Source organism: Gordonia alkanivorans NBRC 16433 (assembly GCF_000225505.1).
Lineage (GTDB): Bacteria > Actinomycetota > Actinomycetes > Mycobacteriales > Mycobacteriaceae > Gordonia > Gordonia alkanivorans.
In genome coordinates this window covers 67374-81914 of sequence record NZ_BACI01000045.1, presented here as the reverse complement: position 1 = coordinate 81914, position 14541 = coordinate 67374, and the positions used below count along the sequence as shown (strand labels likewise).

The following is a 14541-nucleotide window of genomic DNA, read 5'->3' as shown; positions in this document are numbered from 1 at the left end:
CTCCGCTAAAGGGCGAACGTCGGTCTCCCGTCGATCAGCCGCCGAACAACGCGACGGCCGCCTCCCCGGTGTGGGTGAGGTAGGTGAACGATTCCTGGAAGTAGAGGTTCACCACGTCGGCGTCGTGGGAGTCGTAGCCGATCGACACGTCTTGCCCGATCGTCAGTTCGAAGTCGCCGCCGCGGGTGCTCATGACGAATGCGCCGCGGATCGCCGGCGCCCACACGATGTCCCCGTCGAGGAGCCGCTGGATGTGCTGGCGGATGGGGTATCCGTGGTTCGACGTCTCGTTGACCTGCGTGTACACGTCGGCCGACATGGCGACGGAGTACGGCCCGTCGACAGAGGCGAGCCGTAGCGTGGTCAATGCCTGGCTGACGGCCTCCGGGTAGTCGCGGACGTCCTCGGGCAGCTGGATCGGGGTCGCGGTGGCCTCGGAGCGGATGCCGGTGATCGACGCCGCCGCGTAACCCTCGAAGATCGCGCGGTCCTCGGCGAGCGCGAGTTGGCGTGCGGCCTCGACGACCGGGTCCCAGTCGGAGTCCTGCGCACCGCGATCCACATCGTCGATGGCCTCCCGCGAGACGGTGAACGGCACCTTCAACTCGACCAGCGACTGCGTCCGCCTGATGAACGCCTGGATGCCGTCGGCCGGCGAGTCGATCTTGCTGCGATGGCCCAGCGTCACCGCGGCCGTGTCGGCCCCCATCGGGCCCTTCACGTCGACGAGCCGGCGGCCGGCGATGTTCCGCTTGAACGACCGGGTCGCCTCCTCCTCGATCTCCGCCCACGCGGCATCGGAGATGGGAGCGAGCTCGCGGTGCAGGTTGTTCATGGTGGCCTCCTGGTGCGGTGGTGTCGGGCGATGGTCTGTCTGTGGTGGCGCTAGTGCAGGGAACCGATCCCCAGGGAACCGTCGGTGCGGCGGGCCGGGGCCGCGACGGTGGGCTCGACTGTGCCGGGTGCGGGCGGCAGGTCCTCGAGGAAGTCGAGGGTCGGGGTGAAGAACTGCGACCCGGTGACAGCGGTGGTGAAGTCGAGGAGGCGGTCGTAGGTACCCGGCGGATCGCCGATGAACATCTTGCGCAGCATCTCCTCGGTGACGTCGGGGCCGGCGGAGTAGGCGATGTAGAAGGTGCCGTTCTCGCCGTTCCCGGAGACGTCGCCGTAGGGCATGTTGTCGCGGACGACGTCGATCTCCTCGCCGTTCTCGTCCTCGACCTTGTTGAGCGCGATGTGGGAGTTGGGGGGTTTCACGTCGTCGGACATCTCGACGTTGTCGAGCTTGGTGCGCCCGATCGCGGCTTCCTGCTCACTCGTGCTCAGGTCGTTCCACGACGAGAGGTCGTGGACGTAGCGCTGGATGGCGACGTAGCTGCCGCCGGCGAAGGCGGGGTCCTCGTCTCCCACCGTGATCGCGTCGATCGCTGCCTGTCCCACGGGGTTCTCGGTGCCGTCGACGAATCCGATGAGGTCGCGCAGGTCGAAGTAGCGGAAGCCGTGCACCTCGTCGACGACGGTCACCGCGTCGCCGAGGGCGTCGGTGATGAGGCGGCCGAGTTCGAAGCACAGGTCCATCTGGTCCGACTTGATGTGGACCAGCAGATCCGCGGGGGTCGCCGGCGCGGTGTGGACCGCGCCCTCGTAGGGGACGAAAGGCCGCAGCGAACGCGGGCGGGGGCCGTCGAACAACCGGTCCCAGGCATCGGAGCCGATCGAGACGATGCCGGCCAACGCTGCCTCCGGTGCGCGCGAGGACACCGCGTTGTTCAGTCCCGGGATCTCCTCCAGCACATCACGAACCGTGTCCTCGCCACCGTCGTTGATGGTGAGGACGAGAAAGATCGCCGACTTGGTCTTACGCGTCAGGATCGTCTGCGGCACGGGCACGCCCAATACCCTAGCCGACCCATGTCCGAAATGGGATCGCCGACCGTGCCGTCAAAAAGTAGGGCAGGCAACCCTTTTCGGAGCCGTCCCGAACCGCCGTGCCGGGACGTCGAGATCAGCTGCGCGCGACGGCCCTTCCGGCGGCACGTCCGGAGAAGATGCACCCGCCCAGGAAGGTGCCCTCGAGGGCGTTGTAGCCGTGCACACCGCCGCCGCCGAAACCCGCGACCTCGCCGGCCGCGAACAGGCCGTCGAACGCGCTGCCGTCGGGTCGCAGCACCTGCGAGTCGAGGTTGGTCTCGAGGCCGCCGAGGGTCTTGCGGGTGAGGACGTTGAGCCGCACCGCGATCAGCGGGCCGTGCGCGGGGTCGAGGATCCGGTGGGGCTTGGCCACCCGAACGATCCTGTCGCCGATGAACTGTCGGGCGTTGTTGATCGCCATCAGCTGGGCGTCCTTGGAGAACTTGTTCTCCACCTCGGCGTCGCGGGCGGAGATGACGCGTTCGATGTGCGCGAGATCGAGCTCGGGGCCGCGGGCGATCGCGTTCATCCCGCTGACCAGCTCGGGCAGGTTGTCGGCGACGACGAAGTCGATGCCGTTGCGCACGAAGGCATCCACCGGTCCGGCGGCGCCCTTGGCGAGTCGGCTCTTCGCGGCCAGCTTGAGGTCCTTGGAGGTGATGTCGGGGTTCTGTTCGGAACCCGAGAGCATGAACTCCTTCTCGACGATGGACTGGGTGAGGATGAACCACGAGTAGTCGTGACCGGCGGCCAGGATCGCCTTCATCGTCGAGTTCGTGTCGAAGCCGGGAAAGTTCGGCGGCGCGAGGCGGTTGCCGTTGGCGTCGAGCCACAACGACGACGGTCCCGGGATGATCCGGATGGCGTGGTCCGGCCAGATCGGGTCCCAGTTGTGGATGCCCTCGGTGTAGTGCCACATGCGGTCGCGGTTGACGATGCTCGCACCGGCGTCCTCGCTGATCCCCAGCATGCGTCCGTCGACATGTGCCGGGACGCCGGAGATCATCGTCTTGGGTGCGGGGCCGAGACGGTCCACCGGCCAGTTCTTGCGGATGAGGTCATGGTTGTGGCCGATGCCGCCGGACGTCACGATGACCGATCCGGCGCGAATCTCGAAGTCGCCCACCACATCGCGATTCGACGCCTTGCCGCGTTCGAGGTCGGTCGGTGCGAGGGTGGCGCCCCGCACACCTGCGGCGACGCCGTCTTCGATGATGAGTTCGTCGACGCGATGGCGGAACCGGAACTCGACGAGCCCTCGCTTCTCGGCCTCGAGGACCGGTTCGGCGAAGATCCGGACGACCTCGGGGCCGGTGCCCCAGGTGAGGTGGAAGCGTGGCACGGAATTGCCGTGCCCGTCGGCGAAGCCGCCACCGCGTTCGGCCCAGCCGACGATCGGGGTGATGCGCAGCCCGAGATCGTGCAGATACTGCCGCTTCTCGGTCGCCGCGAAGTCGACATAGGCCCGGGCCCACTGACGCGGCCAGTAGTCCTCGTCGTCGCGGTCGAATCCCGCCGACCCCATCCAGTCCTGCAGGGCGAGGTCCGCGGAGTCGGAGATGCCGAGCCTGCGCTGTTCGGGGGTGTCGACCATGAAGAGTCCGCCCAGCGACCAGAATGCCTGTCCGCCAAGATTGTTGTGGTTCTCCTGGTCGACGACCACCACGCGTCGTCCGGCCTTGGTGAGCTCATATGTCGCGACCAGACCCGCCAGACCCGCACCGACGACCACCGCGTCGGCCACCTGCTTCGTCACGACAACTCCTCACCGCGTCGATGTGCCGCCTGTCCCCACCCGGACACGCGATCCAGAGAGAACACTAGCGCCGCGTCACACCGAGATGTCGGCGTACCGGTGGAACCACGGCGCGGCGTCTTCGAGGGATGCGGCGAGCGCCAGGAGATCACCGTCGGCGCCCAACCGGCCGACGAACTGGACCCCGAGCGGAAGCCCGGTCCCGGTCCAGTGCAGCGGCACACTGATCGCCGGACGTCCGGTCATGTTCGCCAGCTGCGTGTAGGGCACCCAGCCGAGGTTCTCCTCGATGAGCTGGTCGACGATCCCCACCCGCGACATCACCTTCCCCACGCGGGCGCGGGCCGCGAGCCGGGCCGCCCGCTGCAGGAGCGGCGGGGTCGTCATCGACCCGACGGCCGGCGGCGGAACGGCGAGGGTCGGGGTCAGGAGCAGGTCGTGCGTGTCGTGGAAGCGTTCGAGAGCGCGAACGTGGTGGTTGACGTGGTCGAGTGCCCGGAAGAGCGGCACGACCCCGGCCGCCCGGCCGATCTCGGCGAGGGCGAGCGTGTCCGCCTCGAAGTCGGCGTCCCCCGCGCCGGACAGGCGGCGTGCCTCGTCGACCTGGGCGGCCGCCTTGGCGAACCAGATCTCGAGGAAGTCGCGTGCCAGCTCCGCGTCGTCGTGCGGCGGGTCCACCTCCTCTACATGGTGGCCGAGTTCGGTGAGCAGCTGCGCGGCGTGCTCGACGGCCGCGACCGCCTCGGGATGAGGTGCCGGGTTGATGGCCGAACGGGTGGTGAACCCGATCCGCAGCAGCCGCGGGGGAGTGGCGATCCGCGCCGTGAACGACTCGGTGTGGAGGGGTGCGGGATAGGTCGACGACGCGGTGGGCCCGATGATCGCGTCGTAGAGCGCGGCCGCATCGCGCACCGTGCGGGTCACGACGCCCTCGACGCCCATCCCGAAGAGCGGCTCGCCGGTGGCGGGTCCGAACGGCATCAGGCCGCGCGACGCCTTCAGTCCGACGAGTCCGGTACAGGCCGCCGGGATGCGGATGGAGCCGCCGCCGTCGTTGGCACCGGCTGCGGGTACGGCGCCGGCGGCCACGGCCGCAGCGCTGCCCCCGGATGAGCCGCCGGGGGTCACGTCGAGGTTCCAGGGGTTGCGCGCCGGACCCCACAGGTCGGATTCGGTGATCGCCTTGGAACCGAACTCCGGGGTGTTGGTCTTGCCGAAGACCACCAGCCCGGCGTCGAGGAAGCGCTGGACGACCGTCGCGTGCTCGGTGGCGACGTGCCGCGCCAGCGACCGGGAGCCGCGCGTCGTCGGATAGCCGCGGTAGTCCTGCGCGAGGTCCTTGATCAGGAAGGGAACGCCGGCGAACGGGCCGGTCAGCTCTGTGCGGGCCCGGTGGTCGGCCTCGGCCTCGATCGGGATGACGATCGCATTCAGGTCGGGGTTCACCGCGGCGGCACGGGCCCGCGCCAGGTCGAGGAGTTCGGCAGCCGTGACCTCACCCGATGCGACGAGCCCGGCGAGGGCGGTGGCGTCGGCGCCGAGGTATTCACCCATGTCCACGGCCCCGACCCTAATGAGTGCGGGGTCGGGGTGCGGCCTGGTTGGCCGATACGGCTGCCTCGGTGATCGAGCTGATCCCCACATCACCGTTAACCACCCAAACGAATAACGGTGCGGTCGCGACAATTTCGTCCGTTCAGAGGGCAAAATCCGACCCTTGTGCCGCATATGGGTCATATGAGCTGTTCACAATGAGGCAGATGTGACGCGCACCACTGCCCATCGGTGTCACGAAGGCCCGTCCAGCCTTTGCCGCGACGTTATCGTGCCGTTACACTTCACAACGACGGGTACCGCTCCTGACGGGGATCAATAGAATCCCCCTACGTATGACTTCCGCAGTACCCGGTAGGCAAGACCCAGAAGCGGCCGACTCCGGCCGAGATCCAAAGGAAAACTGACGAATGCTGACTCGCGCCCGTAAGCGCCTCGTCGCCGGACTCGTGGCTCTCGTGGCCGTGTCAGGTGCCACGCTGGTCGCAGCTCCGCCGGCGTCCGCAGCCAATGGTTGCAACGTCGAGTACGTCCGCTCGAACGCCATGAACCGGACCGTGCCCGTGTGCATCGTCTCGGCTGGTGGCGGCGGACCGAAGCCGACGCTGTACCTCCTCGACGGCCTGCGTGCCCCCAACAACAACAGCGGTTGGCTCATCAACACCGATGTCGCCCGCTACATGGCGGGCAAGGGCACCAACGTCGCCATCCCGTTCGGCGGCGGCGGCAGCTTCTACACCGACTGGCAGTCCTTCGACCCCAAGCTCGGCAACAACAAGTGGGAGACCTTCCTGACCCGCGAGCTGCCGCGCTACATGGCCGCCCGCCATGGCAGCGACAACCGTCGCAACGGCATCGCCGGCCTGTCGATGTCGGGCACCTCGGCGCTCAACCTCGCGTCGCGTCACCCGGGCTTCTACCAAGCGGTGGCCTCCTACAGCGGCTACCCGACGGTCACCCTGCCGGGCTTCACCCAGGGCATCCAGGCCTCGGTCATCGAGATGGGCGGCAACCCGTCCAACATGTGGGGCTTCTACCCGGCCGGCAGCTGGTTCCAGAACGACCCGTTCCTGAGCGCGGGCAACCTGGCCGGCAAGCACGTCTACATCTCGTCCGGTAGCGGCGTCGGCAGCAAGTACGACTCGTCGGTCAACCCGACCAGCAGCAACTTCGACCCGGTCAAGTTCGCGCAGATGATCCCGCTGGAGGTCGCCGCGTCGACCAGCAGCCAGCTGTACGTCGGCCGCGTCGCGCTCGTTCCGGGCGTCAAGCTCACCACCCGGATCACCCCGGACGGTGCGCACTGGTGGGACTACTGGCAGAGCACCTTCAAGGAGTCGTGGGCCAAGACCTTCCGCCCGGCGTTCTTCTGAGCCGCGTAGACGGTCTCGCAACTTCATAGAGACAACGGCAAGGGCCGGTGACCTTCGGGTCACCGGCCCTTGTTGTTGTGCGGGTGGCATGCGGCCCGGAGCTTGCGGAGCCTCTCGTCCGGCTCCCTGAGGAGGTCCCGGAGCTTGCGGAGGGGCCGTCTCGAAGGGCTGGTGAGGGTTCGCGACGGGAGCGCCCGAGGGCAGATGCAGCGGAACGTATCGCCGACCGACACCTTTCGCTACATCTGCACCCATACGAAAACACCGCGGGTGCATCCGGTGATCCGGATGCACCCGCGGTGGTCGTTCTGGCAGCTGGCCCTACTCGGGCGGCGGCTGCTTGCGGAAGGAGCGCGTCGACGAGTCGTCGGCGGGCGGTTCGCCGCCGTCGACCTTCGGGATCTGCTCGGTCGGCCGCTCCCACGGGTTGCCGGCCGACGATGCGGTACCGGCCGCCGGACCGTCCCGCTTGATCATGGAAGTCCGGCGGTCATCTGCGGCGGGCGCGGTGGCAGCCGGGCCTGCGGTGGCCACGGCGGCGTCGTCGCGACGTCCGCGGAAGAACATGAAGGCCGCAAGCGCCAGCATGATCACGCCGAGCACGCCGAGGACGATCGGCAGCCAGAAGCCCAGGAGCTTCAGCTGCGTCACGTAACCGCTGGCGGTGTCGGCCTGCTTGGTGACGATCCCGTCGGCCCACTTGAAGGTGCCCTTCAGCGCGTCCATGCGGAAGTTGCGGACGACCTCGGGGTTGGACTCGCTCTGGTCGGGCGACTTGAAGTACTGGTGCTGATCCTCACGGCCGTCGACGATGGTGCCGGTGATCGGCTCGACGTAGACGTGGCGCACCGCCGCAGCGTGGCGGTGCATCGTGATCGGATCGTTCGGGCGGACGCCCTGACCGCTGATGCCCCACCACTTGGCAGGCATCGTCAGCATGGTGCCGAGGGCGGCTTCGCCCTGGGCGTTCGGCAGGCTCGACAGGTCCTTCTCCGGGACGTCGCAGGCGAAGTGAAGGGTCTTGATGCCCTTGATCTCGACCTCGTCCTGGAACTTCGCGGTGCAGTCCTGGCGGGTGTTGAGGTCGTAGTAGAGGTAGTCGCGCTGCTGGACGTCGAACCCGAACTTGTACTGGAAGCCCTTGCGGTTGTCCAGGGCGACCGAGACGTCGTTGACGTTGCCGCCCGGCGGCACGGCCTCGAGCTGCAGCGAACTCACGGCACCGTTGGGGACCGACGTCTTGCGGTTCACCGACACGCGGTCGATGCTCGCGGTGAGCAGGCCGTCCTTACAGGTACGGGTCTCGCCGGCAGCGGCGACGGTGGGCTCGGTCTCCTGACCGTCGGCGTCGCGCAGGCGGTCGATCAGGACGGTCTGCGCGGACTGCAGAGTCGCCTGGCGGCTGTCCGAAGGCTCGACGATCACCGAGCGGCGTTGCTGGGTGAGATGCGCCTCGAATGTGCGGGCACGATCCTCCGACACCGAGCAACGGTCGAAGATCACCGCCGGGAAGCGGTCACCGGTGGACCCGTCGGCGGCGACGGTCGTGGCATCCGAGGTGATGTCGAGGTCGAGTGGCACCACCTTCAGCGTCGGCACCAGGTACAGCGGGATGGCAAGGGCGACCGCGAGGAACGCGGCACCGAAAAAGGCCAGCAGTGCCGGCACGAAACGTCTCATGTGTGACTCCTGTGAATCAGCAGCGTAATCGGTATCACCCTAGCGGGCGTCTCGCGTTCCGTACGCGTCAGTAGGCCCGACATGCCGGGATTCGCGATCGTGCATCAGTTCGTGCGGGTCGGGTCGGCGCGCCGATCGCGTTCGGCCTCCTTCAGGATCCCGGCCATATACCCGTAAATCTCCTTGTCGGACATCGCTTTCCACCTCGGGGCCAGGAGCTTCGTGTACTTCTCGACGTACAGCAGCTGTTTGCCGACCAGAACCAGCTCGCGGGGGAGTCGGGCGTCGTGGGCCTTGGCCACCGCGGCGAGCTGTCGGCCCAGGTCGGTGTAGGACATCGAGCCCAGATCGGTCGTCGACAACGGGGTCGTCACCTTCTTGATGTCCTCGGCGCCCTTGGTGGTCGACCCGGGCTTGTGCACGGCGCCGAGCAAGAAGATCGCTCGACCCGCGGATTCGTAGTCCGCGCGGACCACCAGGTCGACGACGAGCTGGCGGAGGATGCGACGGGTGCGGGGCGTGAACCGCCCGACGATGCCGAAGTCGAGCAGCACGATCTTCCCGGCGTCGTCGACGAGGACGTTCCCGGCGTGCAGGTCACCGTGGAAGAGACCGCCGTGGAATGCCGAGTCGAGCAGCGACAACAAGAGGTTGCGGCACAGCGCGACGCCGTCGTGCCCGGCCGCCCGGACCGCCGCGGCGTCGTCGATCCGGACCGCGTGGATGCGCTCCATCGTCAGCACGCGCGGCGTCGTGAACTCGTCGTAGACGCGCGGCACGCGGACGCGGTCGCCGAAGGGGCCCGGCTGTAGGCAGTCGAACCACTCGCGCATGGTGTCGGCCTCGATCCGGAAATCGAGTTCGGCGTCCAGACCGGCCGCGAAGTCCTCGACGACATGGCGTGCACTGAGCATCCGGCCGTACTCGGAGATCTCGACGAGACCGGCGACCCTCTCGAGGATCGCGACGTCGGGGGCCAGGCGGTCGGCGATCCCGGGTCGCTGGATCTTGACGACCACCTCGTCGCCGCTGTGCAGGGTCGCGGTGTGGACCTGGGCGATAGACGCCGAGGCGATCGGCACCGGATCGAACTGTGCGAACACCTCTTCGGGCGGGCGGCCGAGTTCGGCGACGAACTGTGCGCGCATCGCGTCGGGATCGGCCGGCTTCACGCGGTCGAGCAGCGACTCGAATTCCGAGGAGAGGGCGTCGGAGAAGACGCCGGGACTGGAGGCGATGAGCTGCCCGAGCTTCACATACGTCGGGCCGAGATGTTCGAAGGTGGCGCGTAGTTCATGCGCGACGCGCGCAGCACTGGGTGCGCGACCGCGCAGCGCGTCGCCTGCCGTGTGGAGGACGAAGCGTCCGAGGCCCGCAGCCGCGTGCGCAGTGGTCGTCCCGAATCGCGTGACCTCGGCGATGGGCGACACCGGGTGCAACTGCGTGCGCCGGCCGTCGTCGACCGAGCTGTTGATAGTCACCGTCGGCCATTGTAACGAACATCGATGTCCGATCCAGTGTCTCCACGGGCTGCGTCGGGCTCCGACGTGCCGAGGTGGCGGAGACGCACGGACGACGGCAGACTTGTTCCGTGCCGACCCATGCGCCCTCGCGCATCGGTCCTTCGACCGCGAACAGTGTCGACACCCTCTAGCACCCCACCCCCTAGGAGATCCCCGTATGCCCACGACGGTCAACGCGTACATAGCCACGGCAGCGGATCGCCCGCTCGAACCGACCACGATCGAGCGACGCGACCTCGGGCCGAACGACGTCGCGATCGCCATCGCCTACGCCGGCATCTGCCACTCCGACATCCACACGGCGCGAAACGAGTGGAACGGCACCAAGTTCCCGGTGGTGCCGGGGCACGAGATCGCCGGTACGGTCTCGGCCGTCGGTGCGGGCGTCACCCGCTACGCTGTCGGCGACCGTGTCGGCGTCGGCTGTTTCGTCGACTCCTGTCGTGAATGCGAGCCGTGCCGCCTCGGTGAGGAGCAGTACTGCGAGCGGGGAAACACCGGAACCTACAACGCGACCGGCCGTGACGGGCAACGCACCCACGGTGGATACAGCACGTCCATCGTCGTCGACGAGAACTATGTCTGCCGCATCCCGGAGGGCATCGCGCTCGACGTGGCGGCTCCGCTGCTGTGCGCCGGGATCACCCTGTATTCGCCGCTGCGACACTGGGAGGCGGGTCCCGGCAAGAAGGTGGCCGTCATCGGGCTCGGCGGTCTCGGACACGTCGGCGTCAAGATCGCGCACGCACTCGGCGCGGAGGTGACGGTCCTGTCGCAGTCGCTGAAGAAGATGGAGGACGGGCTGCGCCTGGGCGCCGACCACTACTACGCGACGAGTGATCCGCAGACCTTCCGCGAGTTGCGGGGGCGGTTCGACCTCATCCTCAACACCGTGTCGGCCAACCTCGACATCGGGAAGTACCTCGGTATGCTCGCGCTCGACGGCACGCTCGTCGAACTCGGTCTGCCCGAACATCCGATCGAGGTCCCGGCGGGCGCGCTGATCGGCAAGCGCCGAAGCTTCTCCGGTTCGATGATCGGTGGGATCGCCCAGACCCAGGAGATGCTCGACTTCTGCGCCGAGCACGGTATCGGTGCCGAGATCGAGGTGATCTCCGCCGACCGGATCAACGAGGCGTACGACCGGGTGGTCGCCTCGGACGTGCGCTACCGGTTCGTCATCGACACGGCCACGCTCTGACCCGACGACTCGTCTCGGCCCGGTCCGCTCAACCGGCGGCCGGGCCGGATGTTTGATGTACTCGTTGCTGGGAATCCGTACGCGGAACAATCCGCACCAACCTCGAGGAGGCGGCCGCGCATGACGTCAACGGAACTCGCGCCGGTCGAGCAACGCACCGATGCGCCGCGACACGTCGAACTTCCCTTCACTCATGAGGGGGTGGGCGCGACACAGATGGTGCCCTGGCGCAACGGAATTCGGCACGACGCCAGGTCCTCGACGATCCTTCCGGATCGCCGACGGGCCGATCGGACCTCAGAAGACCATCGTGATGAGCCCGATGATGATCACCACCATCGCGATCACCAGCAGCCCGACGCCCAGCAATGCGCCGACCCCGCCGGCCGGGAAGCGTTTGGTCCGATCGGGTTGTTCGTGCGAAAGGCCTGACGTCTGAGGGGTATCGGGAGGGGTGTCGCCGGGGGCGACGCCGCCACCGGCCTCGAGGTCGGGTGTCTCTTCCGGTGCCGGGTCCATGGACTCGCGCGGTTCGTCTGACATGTCGGTCGCATACCCGCGTCACCGGGGTCCCACACTTCGAGTCCAGCGCGTGGGGCGTGGGGCGGCGTTTGGAAGACGTCCGTACCGGGAAACCGGACATCTGACGGATACCCGAAACGGATTGGTGGTGAAGGCCCTACATGTCCGAAGAGCTTCCGATGGAGCCGGCCGAGACCGGCACACCGGACCAGACACCCGACGACGCGCGCCGCAAGGTCGACGAACTCGAGGCGGAACACGTCGACGAACCCGATGAGAAGCCGACGTCGGCTGAACCGACATCCACATCCGACGACGAGGACGATCTCGAGGCACCTGCGTCCGGCGACCCCGAGCCGCCGGACTGACCAGCGCCGAGGAGGCCGTCGGTGGATTCCACAACCGTCGAGCGCCAGGAGGGCAGGAGTATCCCGAGTCTGCGCATGGTGGCCGAGCACGGGTTGCCGGAGACGCTGATCACCAACGGGGAAGACCGGATTCGCGGCATAGCCGAACGGTTCGGTATGGACTACCGCGGGGTCACGGTCACCCGTGACACAACACTTCAGATGACCCCGCGCGGTGATCTCGAGACCGTCTGGGGATCCGACCGGATTCCGGACGAGGTCGTGGTCTTCGTGACGGAGATGCCCCGTCTGTTCAGTGGGCTCGGTGGTGACACCCGTGCCCGGGACAGCGTCGTGCTGGCCGAACTCGACCGGGAACGCGGCGCCGCGGTGATCTCGCTGCCGGCGCTGGGGCCCTCGCCCCGCCGACGGCTGGGAAAACTGATCACGATGGTCGTGTCCGTGCTCAAGGATTCCTCGACCGAGCCGTTCGAACTGTCTCGCGGACTGGTGGTCGAACGGGACGGCGAGACGGAATACGTTGTGGCCCAGGGTCTTGTCTCGCGAGCGCTGCTGACGGCGGGGATGGTCCGCGGCAACCGGCCGTGGCGTCTGATCCCGATGCTCACGGGTATGACAGCAGCGGCGGCCGCGGCGGCGTCGTTCGGTGTCTTCTTCTCCACCATCTGGTCGATGGCCAACGCGCTCAGCCCGTGGCGCTGGCCGCCATCTCCGTACTGTCGATGGTGCTGGCGACGCTCTGGCTGATCGTCAACAACCGCCTCTGGGAGCGGACCACCGACACCTACCGGCCCCGCGCCCGCCTCTACAACACGGCCACGGTCTGCACCGTCGTCTTCAGCGCGGTGGTTCTCTACGTCGGCCTGTTCCTCGCGGTCCTCGTCGCCGCGATGACCGTCATCGACGAGACCTTCCTGTCCTCACAGCTCGGATTTCAAGCAGGACTGAACAATTACCTCAACCTCGCCTGGCTGGCGACCTCGATGGGGATCTTCGCCGGCGCGCTGGGGTCCAGCGCCGACAGCCACGACGACGTGCTCCGGGCGACGTACGGTTATCGGGAACGCCTGCGGCGCCGCGCAGCGCAGTCGTCGCAGGGCGGCGAGATGAGCGAATCCCACTGACCCGCAGCATCGTGCTGCCACAAACTGATCGGAGTCCGACATGCCGTCTCTGGATCAATCTCGAGCTCCGCTCCTGGAAGCGCTCGACAAGTACCGTCGCAACAACCGATACGGCTACACGCCGCCCGGCCACCGGCAGGGGAGAGGCGTCGACGAGCGCACCCGTACCACGATCGGAGCGGCCGCGTTCGAATCGGATGTCCTCGCGTCCGGCGGCCTCGACGACAGGCGGATGTCCAACGCCTACTTGTCCGACGCCGAAGAGCTGATGGCGGATGCCGTCGGAGCCGAACTGGCATTCTTCTCCACCTGCGGCAGTTCGTTGTCGGTGAAGGCAGCGATGATGGCGGTGGCCGGCGGTGAAGGCGGTGAACTGCTCATCACCCGGGACGCGCACAAGTCGATCGTCGCCGGGTTGATCTTCTCCGGCCTTCGTCCACGGTGGGTGCGCCCGCGCTGGGACGAGAATCTCCACCTGACGCATCCGCCGTCGCCCGAGGAGGTACGCAAGGCGTGGGAGACGGATCCGCAGGCCGCCGGCCTCCTCATCGTCAGTCCGACGCCGTACGGCACCTGCGCGGACATCCGGGCGATCGCCGACGTGTGTCACGAGTACGGCAAGCCCTTGATCGTCGACGAGGCGTGGGGTGCGCACCTGCCGTTCCACGACGAGCTGCCTACGTGGGCAATGTATGCCGGAGCCGACCTGTGCGTCGTCAGCGTTCACAAGATGGGCGCGGGATTCGAACAGGGGTCGGTGTTCCACGTACAGGGGGACCTGATCGACCGCTCCCGGCTGTCCCAGTGTGCAGACCTGCTCATGACCACGAGCCCGAGTGTCCCGATTTACGCCGCGCTCGACGGTTGGCGCCGGAACATGGTCGAATCGGGTCGCGAAATCTTCGGTGGTGGATTGGAGTTGGCCCGACACATACGACGGAGCGTCGACGAGATGGAGGGTCTGATCGTGATGCACGACGAACTGCTCCACGAGGAGGCCAGTCACGATCTCGACGAGATGCAGGTCCTCATCGACGTCCGAGATCTCGGGGCCAGCGGCTATCAGTGTGCGGACTGGCTCCGAGCGCACCACTGCGTCGACGTCGGAATGAGTGACCACCGCCGTATCCTCGCCACCATCTCACACGCGGACGACGAGGACACCGCGGATCGGTTGCTCACCGCGCTGAGCGACCTCGCTTCCGCCGCAGGATCTTTCGATCATCCTCCGGCGATCCACCAACCGACTCCGGAGGAGCTGCAGCTGGAGACAAGGATGCTCCCGCGGGATGCGTTCTTCGGAGACACCGAGCGGGTACCACTCGACGACGCGCCGGGACATGTTGCCGCCGAACAGATCACGCCGTATCCCCCCGGCATCCCGGTGGTGGTCCCGGGCGAGGTGCTGAACGATGCGGTGGTCGAGTACCTGCGGACCGGCAAGAACGCAGGGATGAACCTGCCCGATGCCGCAGACGACGATCTGGACACCATCAAGGTCGTGTGCCGCCCTTCCTGATAATCGAAGG

General features: G+C 67.5%; 11 protein-coding genes and 1 pseudogene. 5 read left to right on the top strand and 7 right to left on the bottom strand.

Going from position 1 to position 14541, the window contains the following annotated elements; translation table 11 throughout:
• Positions 1-34 precede the first annotated feature (34 nt).
• The 4 genes from GOALK_RS06620 to GOALK_RS06605 form a co-directional block, all read right to left on the bottom strand.
• Complete coding sequence (locus GOALK_RS06620) at positions 35-835, bottom strand: family 1 encapsulin nanocompartment shell protein (RefSeq protein WP_006358031.1); 801 nt, start codon at positions 833-835, stop codon at positions 35-37.
• Between the two features lie 50 nt (positions 836-885).
• Positions 886-1890 (bottom strand): Dyp-type peroxidase, encoded by a 1005-nt coding sequence (locus GOALK_RS06615; protein WP_006358030.1) that lies wholly within the window; start codon positions 1888-1890, stop codon positions 886-888.
• 115 nt (positions 1891-2005) lie between these two features.
• Positions 2006-3667, bottom strand: a complete 1662-nt coding sequence (locus tag GOALK_RS06610; RefSeq protein ID WP_006358029.1) for an FAD-binding dehydrogenase — start codon at positions 3665-3667, stop codon at positions 2006-2008.
• Positions 3668-3742: 75 nt separating this feature from the next.
• Complete coding sequence (locus GOALK_RS06605; protein ID WP_040004048.1) at positions 3743-5221, bottom strand: amidase; 1479 nt, start codon at positions 5219-5221, stop codon at positions 3743-3745.
• A gap of 410 nt (positions 5222-5631) precedes the next feature.
• Between GOALK_RS06605 and GOALK_RS06600 the strand changes: the two genes are divergently transcribed.
• Complete coding sequence (locus GOALK_RS06600; protein ID WP_006358027.1) at positions 5632-6594, top strand: alpha/beta hydrolase; 963 nt, start codon at positions 5632-5634, stop codon at positions 6592-6594.
• Positions 6595-6915: 321 nt separating this feature from the next.
• On the opposite strand, the gene pgfA is transcribed toward GOALK_RS06600, so the two are convergent.
• Together pgfA and GOALK_RS06590 are read right to left on the bottom strand one after the other, a co-directional pair.
• Positions 6916-8274 (bottom strand): cell envelope lipid trafficking protein PgfA, encoded by a 1359-nt coding sequence (pgfA, locus tag GOALK_RS06595; RefSeq protein ID WP_035753681.1) that lies wholly within the window; start codon positions 8272-8274, stop codon positions 6916-6918.
• A gap of 104 nt (positions 8275-8378) precedes the next feature.
• Positions 8379-9755, bottom strand: coding sequence for an ABC1 kinase family protein (locus tag GOALK_RS06590; RefSeq protein ID WP_006358025.1), 1377 nt, complete (start codon positions 9753-9755; stop codon positions 8379-8381).
• Positions 9756-9954: 199 nt separating this feature from the next.
• Between GOALK_RS06590 and GOALK_RS06585 the strand changes: the two genes are divergently transcribed.
• Positions 9955-10998: an NAD(P)-dependent alcohol dehydrogenase gene (locus tag GOALK_RS06585; RefSeq protein WP_006358024.1), complete on the top strand. Its 1044-nt coding sequence runs from the start codon at positions 9955-9957 to the stop codon at positions 10996-10998.
• A 297-nt stretch (positions 10999-11295) separates the two neighbouring features.
• Here GOALK_RS06585 and GOALK_RS06580 read toward each other — a convergent pair whose 3' ends face one another.
• Positions 11296-11541 (bottom strand): DUF6480 family protein, encoded by a 246-nt coding sequence (locus GOALK_RS06580; protein WP_006358023.1) that lies wholly within the window; start codon positions 11539-11541, stop codon positions 11296-11298.
• 140 nt (positions 11542-11681) lie between these two features.
• Here GOALK_RS06580 and GOALK_RS06575 point away from each other — a divergent pair, with 140 nt between their 5' ends.
• The 3 genes and pseudogenes from GOALK_RS06575 to GOALK_RS06565 all read left to right on the top strand — a co-directional run bounded on the left by GOALK_RS06575 (position 11682) and on the right by GOALK_RS06565 (position 14531).
• Positions 11682-11888 carry a hypothetical protein gene (locus GOALK_RS06575; RefSeq protein WP_006358022.1) on the top strand — a complete coding sequence of 69 codons (207 nt, stop codon included), beginning with the start codon at positions 11682-11684 and terminating at the stop codon, positions 11886-11888.
• A gap of 75 nt (positions 11889-11963) precedes the next feature.
• A pseudogene (locus GOALK_RS06570) lies at positions 11964-13012 on the top strand (hypothetical protein).
• Positions 13013-13061: 49 nt separating this feature from the next.
• A complete protein-coding gene (locus GOALK_RS06565) occupies positions 13062-14531 on the top strand; it encodes an aminotransferase class I/II-fold pyridoxal phosphate-dependent enzyme (RefSeq protein ID WP_035753828.1) in 1470 nt (489 codons plus the stop codon).
• The last annotated feature ends 10 nt before the right edge of the window (positions 14532-14541 follow it).

What these genes read in the sequence shown, in the direction of transcription:
- pgfA (WP_035753681.1), bottom strand. Translation starts at nt 8,274, where the DNA reads ATGAGACGTTTCGTGCCGGCACTGCTGGCCTTTTTCGGTGCCGCGTTC.
- GOALK_RS06600 (WP_006358027.1), top strand. Translation starts at nt 5,632, where the DNA reads ATGCTGACTCGCGCCCGTAAGCGCCTCGTCGCCGGACTCGTGGCTCTC.
- GOALK_RS06575 (WP_006358022.1), top strand. Translation starts at nt 11,682, where the DNA reads ATGTCCGAAGAGCTTCCGATGGAGCCGGCCGAGACCGGCACACCGGAC.
- GOALK_RS06585 (WP_006358024.1), top strand. Translation starts at nt 9,955, where the DNA reads ATGCCCACGACGGTCAACGCGTACATAGCCACGGCAGCGGATCGCCCG.
- GOALK_RS06580 (WP_006358023.1), bottom strand. Translation starts at nt 11,541, where the DNA reads ATGTCAGACGAACCGCGCGAGTCCATGGACCCGGCACCGGAAGAGACA.
- GOALK_RS06605 (WP_040004048.1), bottom strand. Translation starts at nt 5,221, where the DNA reads ATGGGTGAATACCTCGGCGCCGACGCCACCGCCCTCGCCGGGCTCGTC.
- GOALK_RS06620 (WP_006358031.1), bottom strand. Translation starts at nt 835, where the DNA reads ATGAACAACCTGCACCGCGAGCTCGCTCCCATCTCCGATGCCGCGTGG.